This is a genomic window from Methanothermobacter sp. CaT2 (assembly GCF_000828575.1).
Taxonomy (GTDB): Archaea; Methanobacteriota; Methanobacteria; order Methanobacteriales; family Methanothermobacteraceae; genus Methanothermobacter.
Map to the genome: position 1 here is coordinate 1,695,001 of NZ_AP011952.1, position 25,003 is coordinate 1,720,003.

At 46.8% G+C, this 25,003-nt stretch carries 27 protein-coding genes (1 of these 27 cut by a window edge); 18 read left to right on the plus strand and 9 right to left on the minus strand.

Annotated features, from left to right (window positions below; translation table 11 throughout):
* Positions 1-814: the 5' portion of a guanitoxin biosynthesis PLP-dependent (S)-gamma-hydroxy-L-arginine cyclodehydratase GntC gene (gntC, locus tag MTCT_RS08825; protein ID WP_048176427.1), read on the minus strand. Its footprint begins 305 nt before the window's first position; only the first 814 of its 1,119 coding nucleotides appear in the window; the start codon lies at positions 812-814; its stop codon lies off the left edge, out of view.
* Positions 811-2,379: a radical SAM protein gene (locus MTCT_RS08830; protein WP_013295286.1), complete on the minus strand. Its 1,569-nt coding sequence runs from the start codon at positions 2,377-2,379 to the stop codon at positions 811-813. Before MTCT_RS08830 ends, gntC begins: the two co-directional genes overlap by 4 nt.
* Before the next feature lie 111 nt (positions 2,380-2,490).
* Between MTCT_RS08830 and MTCT_RS08835 the strand changes: the two genes are divergently transcribed.
* Genes MTCT_RS08835 through MTCT_RS08850 form a run of 4 tightly spaced genes read left to right on the plus strand, consistent with a single transcriptional unit; the run spans position 2,491 to position 7,803 of the window.
* Entirely contained in the window at positions 2,491-2,991 is a 501-nt protein-coding gene (locus tag MTCT_RS08835; protein ID WP_048176429.1) for a phosphopantetheine adenylyltransferase, read from the plus strand.
* A gap of 16 nt (positions 2,992-3,007) precedes the next feature.
* On the plus strand, positions 3,008-3,535 hold the full coding sequence (yjjX, locus tag MTCT_RS08840; RefSeq protein WP_013295288.1) for an inosine/xanthosine triphosphatase: 528 nt from the start codon (positions 3,008-3,010) through the stop codon (positions 3,533-3,535).
* A gap of 3 nt (positions 3,536-3,538) precedes the next feature.
* Positions 3,539-5,650, plus strand: a complete 2,112-nt coding sequence (locus MTCT_RS08845; protein ID WP_144245661.1) for an STT3 domain-containing protein — start codon at positions 3,539-3,541, stop codon at positions 5,648-5,650.
* Between the two features lie 32 nt (positions 5,651-5,682).
* A complete protein-coding gene (locus tag MTCT_RS08850; RefSeq protein ID WP_048176432.1) occupies positions 5,683-7,803 on the plus strand; it encodes an STT3 domain-containing protein in 2,121 nt (706 codons plus the stop codon).
* 75 nt (positions 7,804-7,878) lie between these two features.
* Here MTCT_RS08850 and MTCT_RS08855 read toward each other — a convergent pair whose 3' ends face one another.
* Positions 7,879-8,049 carry a class III signal peptide-containing protein gene (locus MTCT_RS08855; RefSeq protein WP_231855303.1) on the minus strand — a complete coding sequence of 57 codons (171 nt, stop codon included), beginning with the start codon at positions 8,047-8,049 and terminating at the stop codon, positions 7,879-7,881.
* A 15-nt stretch (positions 8,050-8,064) separates the two neighbouring features.
* Positions 8,065-8,250 carry a Flp family type IVb pilin gene (locus MTCT_RS08860; protein WP_048176434.1) on the minus strand — a complete coding sequence of 62 codons (186 nt, stop codon included), beginning with the start codon at positions 8,248-8,250 and terminating at the stop codon, positions 8,065-8,067.
* A 160-nt stretch (positions 8,251-8,410) separates the two neighbouring features.
* Between MTCT_RS08860 and MTCT_RS08865 the strand changes: the two genes are divergently transcribed.
* Complete coding sequence (locus tag MTCT_RS08865; protein ID WP_048176435.1) at positions 8,411-8,959, plus strand: hypothetical protein; 549 nt, start codon at positions 8,411-8,413, stop codon at positions 8,957-8,959.
* On the opposite strand, the gene MTCT_RS08870 is transcribed toward MTCT_RS08865, so the two are convergent.
* Positions 8,960-9,139: a class III signal peptide-containing protein gene (locus MTCT_RS08870; RefSeq protein WP_048176437.1), complete on the minus strand. Its 180-nt coding sequence runs from the start codon at positions 9,137-9,139 to the stop codon at positions 8,960-8,962.
* Positions 9,140-9,319: 180 nt separating this feature from the next.
* On the opposite strand from MTCT_RS08870, the gene MTCT_RS08875 reads away from it, so the two are divergent.
* The 5 genes from MTCT_RS08875 to MTCT_RS08895 are packed head-to-tail and all read left to right on the plus strand — an operon-like array spanning position 9,320 to position 12,635.
* Positions 9,320-10,654: a hypothetical protein gene (locus MTCT_RS08875; RefSeq protein WP_231855304.1), complete on the plus strand. Its 1,335-nt coding sequence runs from the start codon at positions 9,320-9,322 to the stop codon at positions 10,652-10,654.
* Complete coding sequence (locus tag MTCT_RS08880; RefSeq protein ID WP_048176440.1) at positions 10,654-11,346, plus strand: metal-dependent hydrolase; 693 nt, start codon at positions 10,654-10,656, stop codon at positions 11,344-11,346. Before MTCT_RS08875 ends, MTCT_RS08880 begins: the two co-directional genes overlap by 1 nt.
* A 19-nt stretch (positions 11,347-11,365) precedes the next feature.
* Positions 11,366-11,986, plus strand: a complete 621-nt coding sequence (locus MTCT_RS08885; RefSeq protein WP_048176708.1) for an Era-like GTP-binding protein — start codon at positions 11,366-11,368, stop codon at positions 11,984-11,986.
* Between the two features lie 9 nt (positions 11,987-11,995).
* Entirely contained in the window at positions 11,996-12,364 is a 369-nt protein-coding gene (locus tag MTCT_RS08890) for a DUF2073 domain-containing protein (RefSeq protein ID WP_013295298.1), read from the plus strand.
* A complete protein-coding gene (locus tag MTCT_RS08895) occupies positions 12,348-12,635 on the plus strand; it encodes a Zn-ribbon domain-containing protein (RefSeq protein ID WP_048176442.1) in 288 nt (95 codons plus the stop codon). Before MTCT_RS08890 ends, MTCT_RS08895 begins: the two co-directional genes overlap by 17 nt.
* A 1-nt stretch (position 12,636) precedes the next feature.
* Here MTCT_RS08895 and rqcH read toward each other — a convergent pair whose 3' ends face one another.
* Positions 12,637-14,598 carry a ribosome rescue protein RqcH gene (gene rqcH, locus MTCT_RS08900; RefSeq protein ID WP_048176444.1) on the minus strand — a complete coding sequence of 654 codons (1,962 nt, stop codon included), beginning with the start codon at positions 14,596-14,598 and terminating at the stop codon, positions 12,637-12,639.
* A gap of 132 nt (positions 14,599-14,730) precedes the next feature.
* Between rqcH and MTCT_RS08905 the strand changes: the two genes are divergently transcribed.
* Complete coding sequence (locus tag MTCT_RS08905) at positions 14,731-15,024, plus strand: DUF5379 family protein (RefSeq protein ID WP_048176445.1); 294 nt, start codon at positions 14,731-14,733, stop codon at positions 15,022-15,024.
* A gap of 43 nt (positions 15,025-15,067) precedes the next feature.
* Here the strand turns inward: MTCT_RS08905 and MTCT_RS08910 are convergent, their stop codons facing one another.
* The gene (locus MTCT_RS08910) at positions 15,068-16,885 is read right to left on the minus strand and encodes a DUF2070 family protein (RefSeq protein ID WP_048176447.1); all 1,818 of its coding nucleotides are present in this window, start codon (positions 16,883-16,885) and stop codon (positions 15,068-15,070) included.
* Positions 16,886-17,068: 183 nt separating this feature from the next.
* Between MTCT_RS08910 and MTCT_RS08915 the strand changes: the two genes are divergently transcribed.
* The 6 genes from MTCT_RS08915 to rtcA all read left to right on the plus strand — a co-directional run bounded on the left by MTCT_RS08915 (position 17,069) and on the right by rtcA (position 21,829).
* A complete protein-coding gene (locus MTCT_RS08915; RefSeq protein WP_013295303.1) occupies positions 17,069-17,665 on the plus strand; it encodes a FumA C-terminus/TtdB family hydratase beta subunit in 597 nt (198 codons plus the stop codon).
* Positions 17,640-18,458 (plus strand): DUF6282 family protein, encoded by an 819-nt coding sequence (locus MTCT_RS08920; protein ID WP_231855305.1) that lies wholly within the window; start codon positions 17,640-17,642, stop codon positions 18,456-18,458. The genes MTCT_RS08915 and MTCT_RS08920 overlap by 26 nt, the downstream gene beginning before the upstream one ends.
* A gap of 171 nt (positions 18,459-18,629) precedes the next feature.
* Entirely contained in the window at positions 18,630-18,896 is a 267-nt protein-coding gene (locus MTCT_RS08925; protein WP_231855306.1) for a hypothetical protein, read from the plus strand.
* A gap of 107 nt (positions 18,897-19,003) precedes the next feature.
* Positions 19,004-19,525, plus strand: coding sequence for a TIGR00288 family NYN domain-containing protein (locus MTCT_RS08930; RefSeq protein ID WP_048176451.1), 522 nt, complete (start codon positions 19,004-19,006; stop codon positions 19,523-19,525).
* Positions 19,526-19,537: 12 nt separating this feature from the next.
* Entirely contained in the window at positions 19,538-20,674 is a 1,137-nt protein-coding gene (locus MTCT_RS08935) for a TIGR03576 family pyridoxal phosphate-dependent enzyme (RefSeq protein ID WP_084126314.1), read from the plus strand.
* Between the two features lie 150 nt (positions 20,675-20,824).
* Complete coding sequence (gene rtcA, locus MTCT_RS08940) at positions 20,825-21,829, plus strand: RNA 3'-terminal phosphate cyclase (protein ID WP_369798281.1); 1,005 nt, start codon at positions 20,825-20,827, stop codon at positions 21,827-21,829.
* A gap of 48 nt (positions 21,830-21,877) precedes the next feature.
* On the opposite strand, the gene MTCT_RS08945 is transcribed toward rtcA, so the two are convergent.
* Together MTCT_RS08945 and MTCT_RS08950 are read right to left on the minus strand one after the other, a co-directional pair.
* The gene (locus MTCT_RS08945) at positions 21,878-22,663 is read right to left on the minus strand and encodes a biotin--[acetyl-CoA-carboxylase] ligase (protein WP_048176454.1); all 786 of its coding nucleotides are present in this window, start codon (positions 22,661-22,663) and stop codon (positions 21,878-21,880) included.
* Between the two features lie 4 nt (positions 22,664-22,667).
* Positions 22,668-24,143, minus strand: a complete 1,476-nt coding sequence (locus MTCT_RS08950) for an acetyl-CoA carboxylase biotin carboxylase subunit (RefSeq protein WP_048176455.1) — start codon at positions 24,141-24,143, stop codon at positions 22,668-22,670.
* Positions 24,144-24,226: 83 nt separating this feature from the next.
* On the opposite strand from MTCT_RS08950, the gene MTCT_RS08955 reads away from it, so the two are divergent.
* Positions 24,227-24,859 carry an METTL5 family protein gene (locus MTCT_RS08955; RefSeq protein ID WP_048176457.1) on the plus strand — a complete coding sequence of 211 codons (633 nt, stop codon included), beginning with the start codon at positions 24,227-24,229 and terminating at the stop codon, positions 24,857-24,859.
* The last annotated feature ends 144 nt before the right edge of the window (positions 24,860-25,003 follow it).

Sequence of the window (25,003 nt, forward strand, 5' to 3'; positions counted from 1 at the left end):
GGGCTGCAAGGGCAGCAACCTGCGACACAGATGGTGCGCAGGCGGTATTGTACTGGTGAACCTTGAGAAGCTCCTCAATTATATCCTCACGGCCGGCAACGTAACCTATCCTGAGTCCTGTCATGGCATAGGTCTTTGAGAAACCATTTATCACAATGGCATTATCTGTGAAACAGGCGGGGCTGTAATGTTTTCCATCATAGATGATCTTTTCATAGATTTCATCGGAGATTATGATTAGATCCCTGTCCTCTGCTATTTCAGCGACCCCCTTAATGTCATCCTTACCCATGACGCTACCTGTTGGATTGGATGGTGAATTCATTATTATGACCCTTGTATCGTCTGTGATCAGTGATTCAACCCTTTCAGGGGTCATGGAGAATCCGTCCTCCATACTCAGGGGCACAGGGACACTTATGGCCTCTGCCAGCTTCACACAGGCATCGTATGATAGGAAACCAGGGTCAGGTATCAGTGCCTGGTCCCCCCTATCAAGAAGGGCCTGTGTGCACATGAATATAGCTTCACTGGCACCAACGGTTATTATTATTGATTCAGGTTCAACATGCACTCTATTCTCTGTTCTGAGTTTCTCTGAGATGGCCTCCCTGAGTTCATACATGCCCATGTTTGAGGTGTAGTGTGTCATTCCCTCGTCCACAGCTTCCTTGAGGGCTTCCCGCACATGTTCAGGTACATTGAAATCAGGTTCACCTATCCCGAGGTTTATTGTGTCCTCAACTGCCACTTCAAACATTTTCCTTATCTCTGAGAGCCTTATGTCCCTTATTCTTGAAGCAAATTCTGTCATCTTAATCGCCCTTCCTCCTGCCATGAACAGTGATCCATGCATCCATGGCATCCTGACTCCTCACACCATGGTGTTACTTTCTCCTCCTCCATCCTAATGTATTCTTTCATGAGGAAGTCCTTCCTCAGCCCGAGGTTGATATTATCCCAGGGGAGAACATCGCCCGGGTTTCTTCTGCTGCAGTGGAGCTCCCATTCCCTGAGGGGTACCTTTGAGAATGAGGCCCTTTCAATGAGTTTTCCGGTTTCAGGACCGCCTGTGGAGAGCACATACTGTATGAGTCCACTGAGGGGACTTCCAAATTTAACAGGAACCCCCCCGGTGAGTTTCCTGAGGAGTTTGATCTTCCTCTTCATTCTCCTCATGTCATATTCCATCCACTGGAGGGGGGTGTGCGGCTTGGGAATGAGTGGGTTGATGCTGAAAGTAACCATTCCCCTTCTTATTTCATGAAGTCCACGTATGAGGCGCGTCAGGTCCTTTAAGTCTTCCTCTGACTCCCCGGGGACTCCTGTAAGGAAGTACATTTTAACACGAAAACCCTTTTTTATAGCCTCTTCTGTTTTTTTAAATACCATACTATCGCTTATGGGCTTGTTAAGTTTTCTTCGCAATTTAAGGGTTGATTCTGGTGCCACTGTAACTGTTTTAAGTCCCCCTTCAAGTAACGTGTCCATGAGGTGGGCTGACAGTGATTCTATTCTGAGTGATGGCATTGAAACCATGAAATCCATATCCACGAGTCTGGAGGAGAGTTCATCTATACGTGAATAGTCAGAGGCAGCGGCACCTATAAGTGAGACCTTACTGTAACCTGTGGCATGACGGCCCCTCTCTGCAACATCAAGGAGCCTGGGGAGTGATGTCTCACGTTTGGGGCGGTATAGGTAGCCGGACATGCAGAAACGGCAGCCCCGTGAACAGCCCCTTGAAACACCCAGAAGGAATGACCTCCCCAGGGAGGGAACCATCCTTTTATCCTCTGTAACGGGAACTATCTGTCTTACCGGGTGGCATGCCCTGTCCATATCCTCAACAATAACCCTCTCTGCAGGGTTGTCGGGAATGTAAACACCCTTTATGTCCATGAATTCATCAATCTCACGGCGAGGATCATCCAGCTCAAGGTACCGATCCATTAACCTGTTGAGCACAGGTTCAGCCTCACCTATTATGAAGAGGTCAATGAAATCTGAGAGTGGAAGGGGGTTGGATGTTATGCAGGGCCCCCCTGCGATTACAAGGGGACCATCGCGTTCATCCCTCCTCGGTGAAATACTGCCATCCCTCAGCATCTGGAGGATCCTGAAATAGTCCTCCTCGTAGTGCACAGTGAAGCTGATTACATCAAAGTCCCTCAGTGGACTTCCAGATTCAAGGCTTCGTTTGTAGGGGTGTATCACCCGCTCACACCATGCATCATCCCTTGAATTTATAAGATGATAGATTATATGGTAACCGAGTGAGGACATGGCGGTCCTGTAGGGCCCGGGGTAACAGGATGCGACCCTGACATCAACCATCCGGGGGTTCTTGATGATGACATTGTATTCCCGAAGCTGCATGATCTATACTTTATAAAGTCATTGCACTTAAAGTGGCCATAATGGCAGGCTGCCGCATAATATAAATTTAACTCCAACATAATTAGGGTATTGGCTTCTGAAGATGATAGGATGAAGGTGAAGAAGTACTCACTTGTTGCTGTTGGAGGAACCTTTGACAGATTTCATAAGGGCCACAGAAGGCTCCTTGATGAGGCGTTTCGTATTGGGAATACCGTTATGATTGGTGTAACATCAGATGAATTTGCATCTGCAAAGGGAGACGATATAGAACCCTGCAGTGTCAGAATGAAGAACCTTGAGGAGTATCTTTCAGATAAGGATACTGAGTACCATATAATGAGGCTGGAGGACCCCTATGGCACCACAGTTACCGATGAAAGATTCGATGCCATAGTGGTGAGCAGGGAGACCGAGCCGGTTGCCCATGAAATAAATGAAATAAGAAAAAGAAAGGGATTCAGGGAACTTGATATCATAACCATTGACATGGTGCCCGCAGATGATGGCATACCCATCTCATCCACCCGGATAAGGAGGGGAGAGATAGACAGGATGGGCCATCTCCTTGAGAGGATACGCCATGCAATAAAGAGGAAGAGAAATCAGTGAATCCCGGGGTGTTTACATGAGGGTTAATGTGGGATCAACAAATCCAGTTAAGGTTAAGGCCACAGAGAATGTCCTTGGGAAGATATTCGATGAACTTGAGGTCAGGGGTGTTGAGGTTGACTCAGGAGTATCTGATCAGCCAGTAGGTCTTGAGGAGACTGTGGAGGGGGCCATCAACCGTGCAAGGGGGGCTTTCAGCAACTGTGATCTGAGTGTTGGCATCGAGTCAGGTCTACACAGGGTGCCGGGGTCAATCACGGGATTTGTTGACCTCCAGTGGTGCGCCATCTATGATGGTGATCATGTAACACTGGGGGTGAGCGCAGGCTTTGAATACCCTCCCCTGGTGGTTGAGGAGGTCCTCTCAGGCAGGGAGGTTGGGGACGTCATGGATGAACTCACAGGCGTGGATGAACTGGGCAGGAAGAGGGGTGCTGTGAGTTTCCTTTCCCATGGGCTGCTTGACCGTGTTGGAAATACCGAGCAGTGCGTCCTCATGGCCATGATACCCCGCATGAACCCATCACTATATGGTCTTGAATAGGTGGTGTTTTTCCTGGAAGTCAATGAAAATGTGAAGATCTTCCTTCTGATGGTACTCATATTCTTCACGGGTTTCATTCTGAGAGCTGAGACTGTTCATCTTGTAGACATCAATGGTACTGAGGGGCTATATCTTACAGATGATCAGGGCCTCCCCTACATGTACGAACTGGACTCCTATTACAACTACCGCATCACAGAGAACTACCTGAAAAACGGCCATCCTGGGGATACACTGAAAGCAGGGATTCCATGGGACTCCTATTCCTATTACCCTCCTGGAAAACCCGCTGTCTATCCACCAGTGATATCATGGGTTTCGATAATGCTCTACAGGCTTCTTGACCCCTTCACAGATATGAGCCTCTACGAGCTCTGCTTCTGGCTGCCGGCTGTTGTGGCACCCTTTGCAGGTACTGTGATGTTCTTCCTCATCAGAAAATATGCTGGTGACGCTGCAGGGTTCGCCGGGGGCATACTGATGGTCACAGCACCACTCTACTTTGCAAGAACCATCCCCGGGTTTTTTGATACAGACATGTTCAACTGTCTTATGCCAGCTTTAATTGTGCTTTTCTACACGAGTGTGGTGGAATCCAGGGATAAATATGGCTGCCTCGCTTCTGGGCTACTCTTTGCGGTTTCTATGCTGCTTTTTTCCCTTTCATGGACAGGATGGCCGTTCATGCTCTATGTTACCCTTGCATCGGCCTTTATTTATTCGATCATATCATGGAGGATGGGGGCGCTTGATTTTTTGTGCATCAAGAGGCTCTTCCTTCCAGTTTTACTGGCAATTTTTCTAATAGGATTATTCAATGGCCCCCAGCAGCTTTCAGGGATCAACCCAATCGCCATCCTTGACTCAACATCATCGACAGGACCATGGCCAGATATCTATGAGTCGGTCTCAGAACTTGGCCACCCCTCAGTTGAGGTGTTTCTCTCTGCTGCAGGACCCCTCAACCTGGGTTTCGGTGTTTTCGGGGCTCTTGTGATTATCAGCATCTTCATAAGGGGAGATATGAGGAGGAAACATCTCCCATCATTCAACCCATTCATCCTCACCCTTTCACTGGTATGGATGCTGTCAGGGCTTACAGCATACTATATCAGTGTTCGCTTCGGTATTCTCGCAATAACCCCCCTCACATTCATATCAAGCATATTCCTTGGCGTTGTCTTCTCATATATGAGGGTCCTCAGTGGTAGGTGGAACTTCAGGGCGGATATTCCTGTGGTTCTCCTACTGGCCCTCATAATCTCAGTTGCCACCATCGAGGCTGCTGAGATTGGCAGGATTCCCTTTATAAATGATGACTTCGCGGATGCTGCGGCTTTCCTGAAGGATGGGACAGGAGAGGGCACCGTTGTTGTGACTGAATGGAGCTATGGCCACTATATCACAGCCGCCGCAGAACGCCCAGTTCTTTTTGATGGGGGATCACAGAATACCCCGAGGGCATACTGGATTTTCAGGGCATTCGAGACAGACAATGAGAGTTTATCTGCCGGGATATTAACGATGCTCACATCTTCGGGGGACTCAGCAGTATCACTTCTTGAAAACAGGACAGAAAACACGTCACTAACGGTTCAGATACTCAACGATATCCTTGGTGTTAACAGAAGATCTGCGGAGGAAATCCTCATCAGAAAGTACGGCCTTGAAAGGGGGTTTGCAGAGAAACTCCTTGTATATACCCATCCAGAGAGAAGGAACTATGTTATTCTAACAGCAGAGGGTATGAGGTACGTAGGTTACTGGTACCTTTACTATGGATCATGGAACTTCACCTCGTTTACCCCCAGACCCCTCTACGAGGTTGTGGATACAGGGAGGTCTGAAATGATGAAATCTGTTGATGAGGGCTCATGGAGGGGTAAGAGACCCTACCGTTTCATAATAAAAGATGGGAACTCTGTGAAAAGGGTTGATGTGGATGAATCCAGCAGTTTTTCTGTTATATTCCTCCCAGATGAAGGAGAGGCCATAATTATAGATAGAAGATTTGATGATTCCCTATTCGTGAGACTGGTACTCCTTGAGGAGAATTCCAAATACTTCAGGAAGTTATATAATAATGACAATGTAATCATATGGCAATTAAAATAGATTGACAATTTTAAAGTAATGGTGGATGTGTTATGCAAGAGTCTCTTAAGGTATTCTTATTTATAAGCATAATATTTTGCACCGGATTTATTCTAAGGGCTGACACCGTTAATCTTCATCACTTTAATGCAAGCGAAAAGGATTATCTGACGGATTTTCAGGGTCTTCCATATATGTATGATGCGGATTGTTACTACAATTATCGTGTTACCCTAAATTATTTCAAAAATGGGCACCTGGGAGATAAGTACAATGGAAAATTCAGCTGGAATATTTATTCATATTATCCAGAAGGAAGACCCTCAAATTATCCTCCATTCATCGCATGGTTGGCTGTTTTCTTTTACAATTTTCTTGCTTTATTTGTGAATATAACCCTCTACGAGGCATGTTTTTGGTTGCCAGCAATTATAGCACCATTTACGGGTATAATGCTATTTTTATTAATGAGAAATCATGTTGATGACATTTCAGCATTTATTGCTGGTATTTTGGCGGTCACAACACCCATCTACTTCTCAAGGACAGTAGCTGGTTTCTTTGATACGGACATGTTAAATGTTTTAATTCCTCTTATAATAGTATTATTTTTTTATGGAGGCATTAGAACTGAAAATATGTTTAAAAAGTATATTAAATGCATTCTTGCAGCGGTTTTTCTACTCCTCTTCTCGCTGACATGGAATGGCTGGGCATTTATTTTTATAATCATAGTTCTAACATCTTTAATCTATGTCCTAATTCTTAAAAGTAGTGACAAGAGCTCAACGCCTTTCATTCAATTTTTCGCGGTTTTTATTTTGTTTTCTATTTTATTTATAGGGATGTTGAAATTATTCGGCGCGGGTATTTATTTAAATTTCCCCAACACTTCGCTTTTTTTAAAATCGAATTTTAATAATAACTGGCCAAACGCTAATTTATCAGTCTCAGAACTTTCGAAACCATCTTTCATTGAGTTTGTTTGGTTTTTAGGCGGTTTGAATATAGGTTTCGGTATTTTGGGTGTAGTTGTAGTGGTCTTAAATTTATTATCAGCAAACCTGAAGGATAAATCAGATTTATTTTTCTACCTACTGATGTCAGTATGGCTTTTTGTGGGTCTGATTTCTTATTCTATGAGTATAAGATTTGGCATAATTTCATTCATACCCCTTGTAGCCTTTTCATCGATTTCTATCAACAAAATAATTGGAACTGTTCTTAAATTGAAAAATAACTTTATTAGAATTTTTATATTACTTTTAATTATTTCATCCTTTTTTGTAATTTCAGTAGCTCAAACCCAGGTATTTAAACTGCGACCAGCAGTAAACGATGATTTTGTAGATGCAGCAGCTTTTATAAATAAAACATTTTCATCCCCACCTGTTTTAGTAATGGACTGGAGTTATGGTCATTATTTCACTTCAGAGGGCATCCCAGTTTTAATGGATGGGGGCTGCTTAACTCCTCAAAGGAATTACTGGATTAGCAGAGCACTTTCTACAGATAATGAAACGCTTTCAAAAAACATATTAATAATGTTATCCTGTAGTGGGGATATTCCTATAGAAATGTTATATAAAAGGACAGGGAATATTTCTTTGACAGCCACTATATTGAATGAGATACTCTCTATGGATAAAAAAGATGCAAAATTAATTCTAATGGAAAAATATGGTATGAATCCTAACTTTTCGAATCAATTACTAAATTTCACGCATCCCTATCCAAAGAAAAGAATTGTTATTCTTACAGGTGACCATGAGATAAAAAGTGGCTACTGGAATTTTTATTATGGATACTGGAATTTTGCTAAATCTCAACCTCAGGAATTTGTTTATTCAGAAGGCGAGATAACATCAATAAATGATACATTAAAACATTATTCAAATAACATGTCTTTGGACTTAAAAAAAAGGTTCGCTTCTTGGAATGGAAAGAGACCTTATGAGGTTATATTGGTATATAAAAACCATAAAGATGAATTTAGGGTTTATAATGAGAGTAATCTAGTTTTCATAGTTTTCATGGAAAAAAATAGAGCTTTAGTGGTGGACAAAAAATCTAAAAATTCCCTTTTTATAAAAATTTCTGTCTTAAATGAAGGTACAGAACACTTTAAAAGAATCTATGCCAATGGACATGTTAGTTTATGGGAACTTAGATAATTTAATTTTAATAAATATCCATAATTTAAAGGAAAAAAGCAGAGTCACTCAAGGACTAAATATCTAAAAAAATTTTCAAAGTTTGTTGATCGTGGAGTCACGGGCGGTGTTGATTACTTCGCTGATATTTCCCGCTATTGAGCCTGAGATGTTGAAAATGTAGGAGCCTACGGCTATCACGATTACCAGAAGTGCTCCTACAATCAGTATCATTTCAGCGCTTATCTGCGCCTCTTCCTCGATCAACAATTCAATCGGCTCTTAAATTGATGCACCGCTTCTGGCGTTCTGCCTAACTTCGCTTATGTCCCGTGCGGCGTTGAGGTCTGATTTGCTGAAGTATGCTCTGTAGATTAGTAGTGCGACGATTGCTATTACGATTACACCACCGAAGAGCAGTATGTATTCAGCTGCACCCTGTCCGGCTTCATCTTTCAGGAATTTCATATTTTCACACCTCCATTAATTCACCAGTTCTGGCTTGTTTCATCTTATGTTGTTAACCACTTATAAATTTAGCGGATAACCTTTCCAGTTTAACCATTCATTTCACATGGATATAAATATATTTAAAGGGTTTTGTTCATAATATCACAAAGGTGATGAAATGCCGCGGAAGTACAACATTGACAGGGTGATACTTGAAATCCTCCAGGAGGGTGATCTTAGCAGGGCAGAGATTGTGGACAGAATAAGGTCGAGAATCGAGTTCAGTGTCACCGATAAGACAATAAATGAGGCCATCTTCAAGCTGCTCAAGGCAAGCAGGATAACCGTCACAGGCTATGACCTTAGCATATACAATGGCGTTGATAGAGTGCAGTCCCTTAAACCTGACGGCATAATATTTGGTCTTGTGCAGAGGGATCCCCTTGAGATGAACCTCTTAATAAGAAAAATTGAATCTGAAAACCTTCATGAATCTGAATCAGCGCTTAACAAACTCAGAAAGATCTTCAGGGCTAAAACGGCTGAGATTGGAGTCGACGCCGAGGCCATATTTGGAATGATAGTAAATGAAATACTGTCCCTCGACCCTGACCAGAAGCGCATCATGACACAGAAACTTGCCTATGCCCTGAGTGACGAGGACGATGCCCCCGAGCAGCTCAGGCACCTTATAACATACTTCGAGATCAGGGCAGGGAACATGTGATTATCCGCTGTTTACACTTTCCCTGACACTGTTGAGGTCCTTGGCCACATTAAGAGGATTTGTTGTTTTTATGTACTCTGTGTAGATCAGAAGGGTTGCTATCGCAATAACAATCACACCACCAAAGAGAAGTATATACTCAGCGGCGCCCTGGCCGCATTCATCAAAAACTATTATCACTGAAATCCACCCCAATTAATTTATACAGCATTTTATAAAAATCGGATCATATAAAGTTTCACCCTAAAAAACCTTTTATAAATGAATGCAGATAATAAAATATTAATTTAAACCCTAGTAATTCCTGGGAGCGGGAGGCATTCAATGATATATTTGCTGGTTACATTTGCTGGAATCTTAATGATATTTGCTGGCCTTTACTTCATGTCCCTTGGCTTTGCAACACCACCGGATATTTTCATGTTCTTTCTGGGGCTCATTCTCTTTGTACCCGGTCTTATAATCACCCTTCTATTTGCAGGAAAAATAGACCTCGAATCTATTAAAGCTGCATCAGAGAAGAAAACCCCTAAAAAGAAGGTTAAACCTGCTAAAAGGGCTCCTGTTAAAAGACAGCCAGCCTTTAAGGCTCCTGAGGCTGTTGAGGGGGCTCCTGAAAAGAGTGTTGTGGGTGCTGGACGGTCATCTTTGAAGGCTCCTGAGGCTGTTGAGGGGGCTCCAAAAAGGAGAATTCCTTCGATCCTTAAAGAAAAACCAGAAAAGGAATCTGAAGGTTCAGAAAAGAGTATCCCCGAGACATCAACTGGAGCCAAACCGGTCACATCCGAAACACCCACGAAGGAATCAGAGGATATAAAATCCTCTACTGGGGAGTCATCGGCATCAGAGCCCATCGCCTCAGAGCCGTCAAGGATAGCCCCTATCAGGAAAATCACTCCTGAAAAGGCAATAAGACCTGCTCCCAAAAAGAAATCTCCTGACATGACTTCAGAAGGCGTTTCTAAATCTAAAAGCACTGAAACTCCCCGTAAAAGGCTGTTCAGCCTTCCAAAACTGAGAAAGGGTAAGGAGGATGAATCTAAAAAGGGCAGGGGTTTACCACCTAAAAAGAAAGCACAGAAACCAGTAAAACCCGCCCCAGTCAGAAGAACACCCTCAAAGACAGATAACAGCTACGTGACAGAGAGGCTCAAGAAGCTCAAGCAGGAGTACATCGAGAATGTTGATGATGTTGAGGACCTCCTGGAGGAAAGGCTGGATTCATTCAAGGGGGCCATAAACAGGATAAGGGCCGAGACAAGGGAGCCGAGCATAATATGGTCATTTGATGCATCAGATGTGCAGGATGCAATGAGGGAAACCATAACGGCTGCTGAAGAAAGTGTTGTCCTCATGTACCCATGGATAAGGAACATAGATGTCTCGGTGCTCAAGAAATTCATGGATACAGAGAGCCGCCTAATAATACAGGAGGCCAGTCTTGATGATGAGGCCTCGGTGGAACTCATAAAGGTCTTAATGGACAATAAAGTTGAGATAAGGACCATGCCCCATATACATACCGTAGCAGCGGTTGCAGATGATAAGAACGGCCTCATAATATCAACTGACCCGATATATGAGAGTTTTGAGGTTGGTGTTATCTACAAGGACAAGAAATCCATATCTGAAATTAAAAAACTCTTTGAGGAGGCATGGAATCTTTCAGATGAAATCAACCTGGAGGGAGTTTAGTGAAAATTCAGTGGTTTGGACACTCGGCATTTGAGATAACATCGGATGATACAAAAATACTCATAGACCCGTTCATAAGCAACAACCCTGTCTGCAGCACTGCGGTGGAGGAATTTGACCCCGATGTCATCTGTGTAACCCATGGCCACGCGGATCACCTGGGCGATGCCATGGAAATAGCCGACAGGTCCGGGGCCATCTTAATAGCAAACCATGAGCTCTCGGTTTTCTTCGGAAGGCAGGGGCTTGAAAGTAACGGTATGAACATCGGCGGAACTGTTTCTATTGATGGAATCACCATAAGGATGGTGGATGCCAAACACTCATCAGATATAGACTTCACAGAGGAGGTCACATCAGGGGGAAGCGCCTGCGGTTACATCATTGAAACCCCTGAGGGGAAAGTGTACCATGCAGGTGATACAGGACTGTTCGGGGATATGAGGGATGTTATAGGTGCCATTTACCGGCCCGAAATTGCACTTCTACCCATAGGGGACCGCTACACAATGGGGCCAGAGGACGCATCCATCGCCGTGGAATGGATAAAACCAGAAAGAGTGTTTCCCATGCACTACAACACATTTCCAGTAATTGAACAGGACCCGGAGATCTTTGCTGAAATGGTAGGGAAAACCTCCCCTGACACAGAGGTCGTTGTCCTTGAGGTTGGGGGAGTCTATGAAGATTAATCATAAAGAAGTGATAAGGATGGCAAATTTTTTCACCAATTTCCTTGATAAACTGCTTGGAAGGAACAAGAAACTGAAGATAGGACTCTACGGTCACCCAAATTCCGGCAAAACAACCCTTGCAAACAGGATGTGTGAGGACTGGCTTGGAAAACCCCTTGGGCTGACCTCAGAGATACCACACGAGACAAGAACGGTGTACAAGCAGGAGAGAATCACCATAGAGAGGGATGGGGCTGAACTTGACTTTGACATCATTGACACGCCTGGAATAGCAACAAAGGTTGACTACAAGAACTTCCTTGAATTTGGGCTGTCAGAGCAGGAGGCCAAGGAAAGGGCCAAGGAAGCCACCAAGGGGATAATTGAGGCAATAAAATGGCTCGATGATGTTACCGGCGTACTCCTTGTCATGGATTCATCACAGGACCCTCTGACACAGGCGAATATAACAATAATAGGGAACCTTGAGGCGAGGAAGATACCCTTCCTCATAGTTGCAAACAAGATAGACCTTCCAGAGTCATCTCCGGAGAGGATCATATCGGTTTTCCCCCAGCATACGGTTGTCCCTATCTCAGCACTGCACGGTGAAAACACAGAGGACCTTTACATGCAGATGGTTAAAAAATTCAGGTGAGGGGTTAAAATGGATGGCTTGAAAATGGATTTTCTTTCATCAGAGGCTCTTGAGGATAAAAGCAGCATGGAAAAGATCTCAATGATCATAGACCGTGTAAAGGATGGGGACATACTGGTTCTGGAGGGAAGTCTTTCACCCTCAGAGGAGGCTGAACTCATAGAGACCACCATGAGGGAGATCGACATTGAAAACTTTGTGGGAATAGACATATACACACTTGAAAAGGATGAGAAGGCATTTCTGGGACTCTCAAAGAGAAGGACAGTTGGACTCACCATAATAGGACCTGCCAATGTCATGCGAACAGTTAAGAGGAAGTCAAACTTCCTCTCAATGATTGCAGAGATCGGTGATTCAGGTGCATCAGTGCATTAAGTGCGGGGAGAAGTTCAGGTCTTCAGAGGAACTAAAGAATGGATGTCCAAAATGTGGAAGCAGGTACTTCAGGTATGTGGCCGACAGGAGGGACCCTGAACCGGTTGGGGACCCCATTGAGACCATAATGGTCAGGAAGAACGGTATATATGAAGTTAACCTAACATCCCTACTTGAGGATGACTCCATAATCGTCTCTGATGAGGAGGGCAAATACTTCATTGACCTGAACTTCCTGCTCAAGAAGAACCTTAAGAGAAGGGTTAAATAACCTAATCTCCTGTAACAATGTCACCCTTCCCAGGTGGAAGGACCCTTACAAAGTCCTCAAGCTGGAATAGATTCTCAGGATCAACTTTTGCCTTTATGGCCTTTGCAAGAGCCTCTTTCTTGGTATAACCCGGTTTTACCACGACAAAATTATCTGTCCTTTTTTTCACCGCTGATGGGGGGCCACACATCACCCTCTCCCCATCGTGGTCCACCACACCAACAGCCACCTTGAGGGGAACACCCCTCATGTAATTCCTGGAACCCCGTATGATGAAGGCCCCCCTGGCAACGAATTCACCGGACCTGGGAGTCTTCGAAACCTGTTCTGGATGGACCCAGTAGACATCCAGGGAAGTGAACCCCCGCGTCCAGGCACTTGAAAATGACGCTGCAAAAACCGCGGCTTCCTGAATGGTTGTTTCGGGGACCTCCTGGCCCTCACTTTTTATAACCACCGATGGGGCTCCATGGATATCTGAGTGTAGGTATATGTCCCTTGGCTCCATGTGCCTCTTCACCACCATCTCATTGGTGCCGGCGTCCCTTCCACCAATCACAAGGAAGTCGTCTGATGAGATGAACCAGCGGAATTTTTCAAACCAGCGGAGTTTCCTCTTAACCCTTTTCTGAGGAACCATGATGTTTCTGAGGGCATCGTCCCTTCTCTTCTCAACCCTCTCAATTTCTCTCTCTGTTTTCTCGATTGCCTGAAGCACACCCTTTATTTTTCTTTTGGCTTTCTTGGCCTTTTCATAGTAGACCTCTGCGTTCTCTGGAACCCCCAGCTTCGGGTCAATCCTTATCCTTTCACCGTCAATAAGAAGTGTCATGTTTCCCATCCCATCGATCTCCTGGATCATCTGGGCCTCCACCATTCCCTTACTGCGGGCATCAGCTATTATCTTCCGTATTTCCTTCCAGGAGTATTTTTCACGGGCATCCCTTATTGTTCTAAGCACATCCTCAACGGCTGCGTAGTGTGCATATAGGAGGTCACCCTTTCTTGTTGAGGTATCTATTGTGTCCTGGAATTTCTGGAGGGTCTCCCTCTGTATCCTGAGTCTTTTCCTGAATTTCTCAACCTCTCTCTCCCACTCAGCCTCATGGACCTTCCTGAGTTCCTCCCTGAATATTGAACTGAAGAACTCGTCTGCAGCCTCGTTGAAGGTTTCAAAGTACTCCCTCTCCCTATCACGGTACACCATGAGTTCAATGGGGACCACGTCACCCTCACCGTTCTTTATGATGTGGGGTCTGAATTTGAGATCCCTCAGCGGCTTGAAGAGTTCATTTATTGCAGAGTCAATTTTTTCTATCTCATCTCTGCTCAGGGTGCTGGCTGCTCTTTTCTTGTCGAGACCGGACCTCAAAATGATCTCCTCTGCATAGAGGCCCCCAAACCCCTTTCTTGCAAGGGTCCTTATGAGGTCGGTGTCTGAGTTTTTCAGCATCTCTTCAAGTTCACCCATCTCATATCTGAGGGGGTGGATGCCCCTTGATGGGGGGTACTCATATCTTTCACGGGACGCTATTCGGCGGTCACTCCAGGTTTTTCGTTTAAGGGGCAGTATTATCTCATCCTCCTGGTTCAGGAGTATTATGTTCCCCTTTGAGAATAGTTCCACCACGAGGGTGTATTTCTGCTCCTTCTCGATTTCTATCTCCACTATCCTGTCAAAGCTGTGCTGCCGGACCTCCCTCACGATTCCACCCCTGAGGTGCTTTCGGAGGAGCATTGGGAATGATGGTGGGATCTTTGGATTTTCAGGGGGATACTCTGTTCTGTGTATCCTGACACCTGCCTGCATAACCACATCCACCCTCCCCTCGCCCGGCACATGGAATCTGATTATCACAGTGTCCCTGAGGGGTTGATAGGCCTTATCCACCCTGGCACCTGTTAGAATATCATTGAGTTCCCTGGTAACTGCAAAAACATCAACGTTTGACATTGTCTTCATATTCAACACCTCGCAAGAAACAGAAGTCCGACGGCTTTAAGTATTTAATGATGGTATAATAATATCTTTCCATGGTTCGATGGAAAAGTTTTAAGACCATCAAGATAATAAAAACTCTCTGGAGGTTTTAATATGGATACTGATGCTAAAATGACTGCCCTTCATGTTCCTGCAGGTATAGTGGCTGCAGTGGTGTCATTTTACCTTTCAAATGGTTCAATAGCAGTTCTTGGAAAAAATCAGGCGCTCGGCACCTTTGCGGGCCTTGTAATTCTGTTGATTGTTGGGAATATTGCAGAAAGGTTATTCGGTAAGGAAGAGGTTGGGGGATTCAAGGGGTGGCTCTGGAGTGGTATAGTGCCATTTCTCTTCATCTGGTTCGTTGTATGGGCAATCCTGATAACCTCAACCACAATAACCCCATAGATTCCTCTTTTTCAACCACATAACTCTACAGATTCCTCTTTTTTCAGGCCCAGTAGAATATCCAGGCAAAGACGAATATAAGTGCAAGTACGAATATGAGGGGGGCTATCACACGGCTCACAGCAACGATTGAACTTATGGTTGATACGAGTTCCGTTGAATTGGTGGGGCCGAGGGTATTCAGACCCCTTATTCTGACGACCAGGCACCCTGCCCTTACCTCCTCAAGGTCATCAACCGCCTCTGAGACCGCCTTTTTGATCTCCTCTATGATATCATCCCTTCTGTGTTGTCCGATGGGGTTGTGGCCTCCTGAAAGGGTGTTCACAAAGTGGGTGTCGGTTGTCATAACCTCGGCTTCATCTATGTCCAGCTTCAGAAGTTCCTCCAGTATCTGGTCCCTGAAGCCCATGACCATGTTATTGGCGTCAAGGAGCACGTAGGCGGTCCTCTGTTCTCCGGCCTCAACCACCATGACCATAACTCCACTCTGTCCAATACCATCCTCCTTTGAGAGTCCATCCATTTTCCTCTGGGCACACCCAACCCTCAGCCTATGGCGGTGTGGAGGGCACTCAATGGAGTCCACAGCATCAAGTAGGTCGAACATTTCAGGGTTACCTGCAAGTATCCGGCCTGTTTCGCCCTGGAATGAGTTGTGACAGTCCACAACAACCACATTTTTTGATCCGCAGCGGCCCCCTGCAAGGTTCATCATTGAAAGTCCCACACCAAATTCTATGTCATCAAATCCACTGGGGGCCATTGTTGCAAGGATCAGCATGCCATCGCCAAGGAACTGGACCCCGATGGTGGCGCTGTTTCTGGTGTATCTCCTGAATTTACTGGCGCCCTCATGGTACTCCATACCATCAAGTGCCTCCCTGACGGCACCCTCAACCTTTTCCAGTTCCCTCACGGATACCGGGTTGAAGTCATGGGTTGAGGGGCCATGGGCCACCATTGTGAATGTGTCAAATCTCTCAGAGAGTATTGTGGGCATGTTGGCACCGCCTATGGTCCCTATTGGACCCGGGTGTACCGAGGGGCTTATGAAGAGGGCCTTTATATCGGAGCCCCTCTGGAATGCAACCACACCCGCAAGTGTATCCACGGGTTCACCAATCTCACTGAAGATGCTTTCAAGTTCAGGCGAATCCTCGGTTATATGTGAGAGAAAGAGGCTCAGGAACTCCAGTGAGCCGACCCCAAGGTTCTTTCTCATGGGTGACTCAACCACCATGACAAATGAGTAGATGGCAAGTATGAGCATTGCTGAGGCAACAAGTATCTTCAGTAAAAATCCTATCACACTGAAGTAGCCAATGTTTGTGGCGAGGCTCAGGAATGCCACAACGATGTTCATGCTCACTATGAGAACTGGTTGCACAGAGGATATCAGGGTTGAATTTGTGAAGCTTATGTTTGAGGTTCCCCAGATCACCAGCAGGCGGAAGGCGAATATAACGGCGGAGGCGAGTATTATGGAGTTGAGGATGAGGTCGCTCTGGAGTAGGGATGATGCCAGGCACCCCCCAAGGTAGATGAGGGAGAAGATCATCATGGAGAAGAATGCCAGGAACATGGACTGCTTCATCTTCATCCTTCTACCACCCAGCGAGTTGACCCATGGCTGGGTGATGGCACCGGCCATTATTGATGAAAATCCAAGGACAAGCACTCCATTGGTTCCCCCATAAAGTATGTCATGGAGTACGCTTATCCCAGGGACCATATCGATTATAAACCCCACAGCACCCACAACGAAGCTTATAAATATCATTGAGAGGAGTGATATTTCGGTTTTCGGGAGGGTCATGATGTACTTTGAGAGATCAGTCACATTCTTTGTGCTTGACATATTCTACCTCAACAAGTTCTGGGATCTACTGGAGAAAGATATTTAAAAATTTGATCCATATTAAATTTATTCAGCAGCATCACTCTTGGCATGCTCTGGAGTTTAACTTTAACTGATGAATGATCCACGTCGTTCTGCAGTGCATCCCACTGATCGCTTTATACAGGCACGGGAGATGTTTTTATGGAGATAAAACTTAAAACACCACTTTCAGATGAGGTAACCGAACTTAAAGCTGGTGACATCGTTTACATCACAGGAAAAATATTCACGGCCCGTGACAGGGCCCATAAAAGGATAATTGAGAGGGGAGCCCCCTTTGATATTGAGGGCTCTGTTATATTCCATGCAGGACCCATAATAAGGTTTGAAGAGGAACCTGATACCAGCGCTGAGTCGATAACTGAACCACCCGCACGGCTTGTGGTTGTGGGGCCCACCACAAGCGGGAGAATGAACCCCTTCCAGCCAGAGGTTATAGAGATGGGTGTGAGGGCGGTTATAGGTAAGGGGGGAATGGATGATAGAACCCGGAATGCCCTCAGAAAAAAAGGCGCTGTTTACCTTGCAGCCGTGGGGGGCTGTGCGGCACTCTATGGCTCGGCAGTTAAGGGTATAGCAGCAGTGCACTGGCTGGACCTCGGTGTGCCTGAGGCGGTATGGGAACTGGAGGTCGAGGACTTCGGGCCCCTCATAGTTGCCATGGACTCGGATGGTAGAAGCCTCTATGAAACCTCAGATGATGAATACGACCTTGAGGTCCAGAGGATACTCGATTGAGTGTGTGAGCGGGATGTTTGACTTCAGCCTCTCGGAGCACATTAAACTCGATGGACTTGTGGACACCCATATCCACACAGCCCCCGATGTGAGGGATAGATTCATGAATGACATTGAACTTGCTTCCGCCGCACTCAGGGAGGGTATGGAGGCTGTTGTGATAAAGAGCCACACTGAACCCACCTCAGGGAGGGCGGCGCTGGCCTCTGAGGTTACGGGTATGCGGGTCATTGGGGGCGTTACACTGAACACTCCGGTGGGGGGCCTCAACCCGGACGCGGTCCATGCCGCAGCCATGATGGGCGGAAGGTTCGTCTGGTTACCCACGGTCTCGGCCGGGAGGGCTGAGGGTGACCTTGATGGTGTTATTTCTGCTGTTGCTGAACATGACATGGTCCTGGGAACCGGGCACCTGAAGCCCCCTGAGATATTCCATGTGCTTGACCTTGCTGCAGATTATGGTGTCGGTAAAATTATCATTAACCATCCACTGACGGGTGTTGTGGGTGCCACCCTGGAGGAGCAGAGGGAGATGTCAAGGCGGGCTTACCTTGAGCACTGCCTTGTGGCCTGCATGCCCCGCCATGATGGACTTGACTTTGAACGCATAGTCGAATCTGTGAGGTATGTTGGTTCTGAAAGGTGCATAATGGCCACTGACTTCGGGCAGGGCCACAATCCATCCCCCATTGCAGGCATGAAGCAGTTCATATACCTCATGAGGGAGCATGGATTTTCCCACTTAGATATAACGATGATGTGCCGGGATAACCCCCTTGAACTGATATCCTGACGTTTTTTAAGAAAATCAGATTTATTAACCTTATCTTTCTGCTATCAAAAATTATATATGAGAAATTGGATTAAGGGTGAAATCAACCTTTATAACTGTGCGAGTGATATGATGTCCGATAAAAAGATTGAAAAGGAGCTTAAAAAGAGAATAAATCAATTTAAAAAGCTTTTGAAGAATGATGATGAACGTGAGAACTTCTATAACAATATATGTGGTTCCGAAATCCTTGTGAGAATTGAAATATTTCTCCCATCAGGCAACCCTGAAAGGTACTATGACGGGCTTTTCCTTTACCTAAATGATGAGGGCAGAATAGTGAACGCAGAGTATTACTACAATGAGGGCGGCGAGGGGGCCATCACACAGCTCGACGATAAATCCCTTGAGGTTGTAAGGGAACTCTTTGAGGATGAGCTATCCCTTGAGATCGAATGATCCTGGGATTTTTTGGGGGACTACACCAGACTTAAGAAACTTTAACTTTATTTATAATAACTTCAATAATTATTATGATTAAATTTTTTAGTGGAGGATTCAATACCATGCGAAGTTTTGAAAAACTGACTTCCCTTAAGGAATACATTCCCATCAAGAAAAAGGAGGGCGGTGAAAAGAACATTGGCCTTCTTGTGGATGGGCCGAACATGCTCAGAAAGGAATTCAGTCTGAACCTGGACCTTGTAAGGAAGATAATGTCTGAATACGGGAATATGCGTGTTGGAAAGGTTCTTCTGAACCAGTACGCCTCTGATAAACTGATAGAGGCCATTGTGAACCAGGGCTTTACACCAATTGTCGTGGCTGGGGATACCGATGTCTACATGGCTGTTGAGGCCATGGAACTGATATACAACCCTAATATTGATATAATAGCCCTCATGACACGCGACGCTGATTTTCTACCAATAATAAACAAGGCAAAGGAAAATGGTAAGGATACAATTGTGATAGGCGCCGAGCCAGGTTTCAGTGCTGCACTTCAGAATTCTGCGGACCATGCAATAATCCTGAAACCAGAGAATGGCAGGCCAAGGAAGGGGCATGTTGCAGGGGAAACTGATTGAATGGGTGATTTGATGTTTCATGATCACCTGAATGAGGTTAAGCGCAGGGAACACGCCCTCAAGATAATAGGGGAGCGTATTGCCAGCGAGGGCCGTGAGGGAATATATGATCTCACGGGTCTTTCAGGGGGCTTTCCCCTTGAGATGGAGGATATTGGTCTTCTTGAGACGTACGTGGGACCTGCGGTCTTTGAGGAGAGACTCCAGATAGCTGGCAGAAAGCACATGGGCGGTGAGATGGTGGCCGCCTTTAACAGGACAAGCAGCGCAATACTTGCATCCATACTGGAACTTGCAGAACAAGGTTCACTGGTTGTGCACTACCTCCCTGAGCTCCCATCCCACCCATCCATCCCGGCAAGCACCCAACTGGCAGCAGCCAGGTACCATGAGACAGATGACTTCACCGAGGATATACCCGAAAACACATCTCTCGTGGTTGTGACAGGTTCGACAATGGACCACAGGGTGGTTGATGAATCGGAACTCCAGAATGTAATTGAAAGAGCCCACTCTGCTGGGGTCCCGGTACTTGTGGATGATGCATCAGGCGCCAGGCTGAGGACGGTTCTATTTAACCAGAAGAGGGCATGTGACCTGGGAGCAGACCTTGCAGTTACAAGCACAGATAAACTGATGCACGGGCCAAGGGGGGGTCTTCTCGCAGGAAGATCTGACCTTGTGGAGCGGGTTAAATCAAGGGCCTACCGGTTCGGACTTGAGGCCCAGCCACCACTTATCGCTGCAATGGTGAGGGCACTGGAGAGCTTTGACCCATCTGAAATTCTCAACGCCCTTGAGAGGAAGGGGTACCTTCTTGAGGCTCTGAGGGACCTTAAGGTGGAGGAGACACCCACGGGTATCATGATAAAACCTGATTCACTGGAGGAACTCTATGATTCCACATACACCGGTGATGAAATCGGCGTGGCCCTTTCAATGATGCTCCTCTCTGACCATGGAATAATAACCATACCCGCTGTGGGGATGCCAGGGGCATCAAAGACACTGAGGTTTGACCTGGCATCAAGGGACGCAGAGAGGCTTGAGCCTGAACTTCTGAGGGGGGCGATTGAGGACGCAGTGGATAAACTTTCTGGCATCATCAGGGACAGGAAAATGATGGAGAAACTTATCTTCGGGTCATGAGGTTTTTGTAGGTCTTCATGCGCTGAATGGTTCTCAATGCCCGGAATAATTTTTTTATTCAAATGAAATTCCTACATTTAGCACAAAAAACTGAAAATGGGTACATCTGAACGATTCTGAGTTTATCAGGGAGGTGTCAGGCTGATAGTTATTGATGGATCAGAGGGCGAGGGTGGGGGAGCCGTTGTAAGGGTCTCCACAGCCCTTGCAGCCCTGGAATCATGCAGGATACGGATATACAATATCAGGGCCCGCAGACCAAGGAAGGGACTGTCACACCAGCACATCACTGCTGTGAGGGCAATTGCAGAGATAAGCAATGGCAGACTCAGTGGGGATGAACTCGGGTCAATGGAACTTGAGTTTTCACCGGGACGTGTTGAAGGCGGGAAATTTGAATTTGACATAAAAACCGCTGGAAGCACGGGACTTGTCCTCCAGGCCATAATGATCGCTTCCACAGCCTCAAGAGGTGAACTGGATGTAACCGTGAGGGGTGGCACCGATGTCCTCTGGGCCCCTACAGCAGACTACCTCAGGGAGGTGACGCTCCCCATCCTTGGTATGATGGGTTACACCGCAAAACTTGAGTTAATTGAGAGGGGATACTATCCAGAGGGTGGGGGTGTGGTCCATGCAAGCATGGAGCCATCCATCCTCAGACCCCTTGTACTTGAAAACGCGGAAATTCACTGTATAAGGGGTGTTTCCCACTCCAGGAACCTTCCGATACACGTTGCTGAGAGGCAGGCTGAATCAGCAAGGAGGATCCTTAAGAGAACCGGCCTTGATGTTGATATACGTGTTGAGGACGCCTCTGGTTCACTGGGGAGGGGCTCGGGTATCACACTCTGGGCTGAGGGCAACACAAGGCTCGGTGCCACTTCACTGGGGAAACCAGGTAAGAGGGCAGAACTGGTTGGTGCAGAGGCTGCAGAGGAACTCCTGGGTTTCATAGAATCTGGCAGACCCCTTGACAGGTACATGGGCGATCAGATCATCCCCTACATGGCCATCACAGGAAATTCAAGAGTGGCCACATGTGAACTCACACTTCACGCAGAGACCAATATGATGCTTGCAGAAAAAATAACCGGAAGAAAATTCAGGGTGGATGGTGAACGCGGGGGGCCAGCCATAATCGAGACCCTCTGATAGGTATTAGAAAAATGAGGTTAACGGTGCAGCTGAGGGCCACCGATATCACAGGTGTATGCACTCGCCGGATATTATTTTGCGGAGCGTTCCATCGTCCAGTTCCAGTATGAGGGCACCCTCACTGTTGATGCCGATGGCCTCACCATGGACGATTTCACCAAGCTGTTTCCTTATTTCAACACGTCTGCCGATTGTCTTTGACATCTTCCTCCATTCTCTTAGAATCTCATCCATTCTGCCCTCCTTGAAGGAATCATAGACCTCCTCAAAGTTTTTAAGGAACCTTGATATCAGTTCACTGGATTTTATGTCCCTCTGGAGTTCATTCTTAATGGAGGTTGCCCCTTCCCTGAGGTCCTCCGGGAAGTGGCTGATATCCACGTTGGTATCGATCCCCACACCGACAACCACGTATTCGAGGGTGTTGAATCTTGCATGGGCCTCTGTGAGTATCCCGCATACCTTTTTATCTCCAATCAGTATATCGTTGGGCCACTTTATTCCCACGTCCAGGCCACATTCATCCTTCAGTGTCCGGGCAACTGCAACACCGGTTACCAGTGTTAGGAGGGGGGCCGTTGATGGGTGAACCTCTGGTCTGAGTATGATGGACATCCATATCCCGCCCTGGGGTGATATCCAGGGTTTACCCCTCCTACCCCTTCCGCGGGACTGGGTCCTTGCAATTACAACTGTACCCTCCGGGGCGCCATCCTCTGCCATCCGCTTGGCCACATTGTTTGTGGAGTCCACCTCATCGAAGCATTTCACTTCATGCCCTATGTACCTGGTTTTTACCTCAACTTCGCATGGATCATAGTAATCCTCCATACCATCACCCCCTTCTTGAGTGCATGTATGCCCCTATGGCTGCAGATATTGCTGCAACCTTCTTTGGTGGTAGAAATGTTGAGTGGAGGCGTTCGACCATCTCCTGGTCCTCTTTGACAATCTTCTGCATCTCAGTGTCTATACCCCGCCTGTATTCATCCACGAAGTGTGTGTGAAGTTCTCCCCTCTGGAATGCCTCATTTTTCATTATTGCCTTGTGGAAGGGGATTGTGGTTCTGACGCCCAGTATGATGTACTCACTGAGGGCACGTCGCATCCTGTTTATTGCCTCCTGACGGTTCATTCCCCATACTATGAGTTTGGATATCATGGAGTCATAGAATGGTGGTATCTCATAGTTCATGTAAACCCCGCTGTCAACCCTGACCCCTATTCCACCGGGGGACCTGTAACCTGTGATTTTACCGGGGTTCGGGGCGAAATCTGATAGGGGGTCCTCTGCATTTATCCGGCACTCAATTGCATGGCCCCTTATTGTTATGTCCTCCTGTCTGCATGAGAGTTCCTCTCCTGAGGCGACCCTTATCTGTTCCTTAACAAGGTCCACACCGGTGATCACCTCGGTTATCGGGTGCTCGACCTGTATCCTGGTGTTCATCTCAAGGAAGTAGAAGTCCCCGTTTGAATACAGGAACTCCACGGTACCTGCATTCTCATAACCTATATATTCGGCGGCCTTAACTGCGGCTGAACCCATTCTTTTCCTCAGTTCAGGTGTCATGATGGGTGATGGTGCCTCCTCCACCAGTTTCTGGTGTCGCCTCTGTATTGAGCACTCCCTGTCTGCAAGGTGGATAACGTTTCCATGTTCATCGGCCATTACCTGGAATTCAATGTGACGGGGCTTTTCAAGGTACTTCTCTATATAAACCGTTGGATCCCCGAATGCTGAGGCTGCCACAGACTGGGTGGATTCCATGGCCCTTATGAGTTCGTCCTCCTCGTAGACGGTCCTCATACCTATGCCACCGCCACCTGCCGACGCCTTTATGATGATGGGGTAGCCGATTGAATCAGCTATCTCAGCGGCCTCGTCCGGGTCGCTCACACCCTTATCGGTTCCAGGGATTACAGGGACCCCTGCCTTCTTCATGAGCTTCTTTGATGTTATCTTATCTCCCATGGCCTCGATGACGGAACCTTTGGGACCTATCAGTTTGATTCCGTGTTTCTCACACTCCTCCCCAAGCTTAGGGTTCTCTGCCAGGAAACCGTAACCTGGATGGATGGCCTCGGCACCGCTTTCCTCGGCAACATCGATTATCCTGTCTATTTGCAGGTAGCTCTGGGATGGAGATGGTTTACCTATTTCGTATGCCTCATCGGCGTACCTTGTAAAGAGCGCATTCTTATCTGCTTCGGAATAAACAGCCACGCTTTTTATTCCTAGCTCCCTGCATGCGCGCATAACTCTTATTGCTATTTCACCACGGTTTGCAACGAGGATTTTGCTGAACATCTGACCGCACCCTGAAATTTATAACACATATATATTGTATTGGGGTAACTCTTTTTAAGTCTACCACCTTCAGTTATGGTACCATGAGGAGAAAGAGACAACTTGAGATGCTTCTTGAGAGAGTCCCTCCCCACCCCCGCCCTGACCCGGGTCTTGAACAGTACCTCACCCCGGCCCCTCTGGCCGCTGAGGTCCTCTGGGCAGCCAGGGACATGGGGGATATTGGGGGAAGAACCGTTGCGGACCTTGGATGCGGTACGGGTATCCTGGGCATTGGGGCGGCAGTTCTTGGTGCAGAGATGGTTTACTGTGTGGATGTGGATGCAGGGGCCCTTGAGCTTGCGGAAGGTGTGGCAGAGGATCTGGGGCTTGGGAACATCCGGTTCATTGAGGCTGATGTCCGTGATTATGATGACCTGGTTAAGGTCACAGGGAGAGTTGATACTGTAATCCAGAATCCCCCCTTCGGTTCACAGGAGAGGGCTGATAGGGGTGCCGACAGGGTTTTCATGGAGGCGGCATCAGCCATGGGGAGGGCTGTGTACTCATTCCATATGGCCGGATCTGAGGACTTTGTGAGGCGCTACTATGAGGGGTTGGGGGGGAGGGTGACCCACAGATTCAGGGCCGAATTCCCTATACGCCGCACCTACAGTTTCCACAGAATGGAGGTCTCCACGGTGGATGTTGTGGTGGTAAGGGTTGTTTTTGTGTGATCCCCTGGCTGGTGGTTTGCTGGCTGATGCTGTGGGTGTTTTTATGGTGATGTTTTCAGAGGATACCTTGATTTCCATGAATTGCTGAACGATGGAGTGACCCTGGGGATTCCGCCGGGTTTTATCCTGCCCACCCACGGACCT

Coding starts and splice junctions, on each gene's coding strand:
- MTCT_RS08830 (WP_013295286.1), bottom strand. CDS start 2,379: ATGCAGCTTCGGGAATACAATGTCATCATCAAGAACCCCCGGATGGTT.
- MTCT_RS08835 (WP_048176429.1), top strand. CDS start 2,491: ATGAAGGTGAAGAAGTACTCACTTGTTGCTGTTGGAGGAACCTTTGAC.
- yjjX (WP_013295288.1), top strand. CDS start 3,008: ATGAGGGTTAATGTGGGATCAACAAATCCAGTTAAGGTTAAGGCCACA.
- MTCT_RS08850 (WP_048176432.1), top strand. CDS start 5,683: ATGCAAGAGTCTCTTAAGGTATTCTTATTTATAAGCATAATATTTTGC.
- MTCT_RS08860 (WP_048176434.1), bottom strand. CDS start 8,250: ATGAAATTCCTGAAAGATGAAGCCGGACAGGGTGCAGCTGAATACATA.
- MTCT_RS08865 (WP_048176435.1), top strand. CDS start 8,411: ATGCCGCGGAAGTACAACATTGACAGGGTGATACTTGAAATCCTCCAG.
- MTCT_RS08875 (WP_231855304.1), top strand. CDS start 9,320: ATGATATTTGCTGGCCTTTACTTCATGTCCCTTGGCTTTGCAACACCA.
- MTCT_RS08885 (WP_048176708.1), top strand. CDS start 11,366: ATGGCAAATTTTTTCACCAATTTCCTTGATAAACTGCTTGGAAGGAAC.
- MTCT_RS08890 (WP_013295298.1), top strand. CDS start 11,996: ATGGATGGCTTGAAAATGGATTTTCTTTCATCAGAGGCTCTTGAGGAT.
- rqcH (WP_048176444.1), bottom strand. CDS start 14,598: ATGAAGACAATGTCAAACGTTGATGTTTTTGCAGTTACCAGGGAACTC.
- MTCT_RS08905 (WP_048176445.1), top strand. CDS start 14,731: ATGGATACTGATGCTAAAATGACTGCCCTTCATGTTCCTGCAGGTATA.
- MTCT_RS08910 (WP_048176447.1), bottom strand. CDS start 16,885: ATGTCAAGCACAAAGAATGTGACTGATCTCTCAAAGTACATCATGACC.
- MTCT_RS08915 (WP_013295303.1), top strand. CDS start 17,069: ATGGAGATAAAACTTAAAACACCACTTTCAGATGAGGTAACCGAACTT.
- MTCT_RS08930 (WP_048176451.1), top strand. CDS start 19,004: ATGCGAAGTTTTGAAAAACTGACTTCCCTTAAGGAATACATTCCCATC.
- MTCT_RS08935 (WP_084126314.1), top strand. CDS start 19,538: ATGTTTCATGATCACCTGAATGAGGTTAAGCGCAGGGAACACGCCCTC.
- MTCT_RS08945 (WP_048176454.1), bottom strand. CDS start 22,663: ATGGAGGATTACTATGATCCATGCGAAGTTGAGGTAAAAACCAGGTAC.
- MTCT_RS08950 (WP_048176455.1), bottom strand. CDS start 24,143: ATGTTCAGCAAAATCCTCGTTGCAAACCGTGGTGAAATAGCAATAAGA.
- MTCT_RS08955 (WP_048176457.1), top strand. CDS start 24,227: ATGAGGAGAAAGAGACAACTTGAGATGCTTCTTGAGAGAGTCCCTCCC.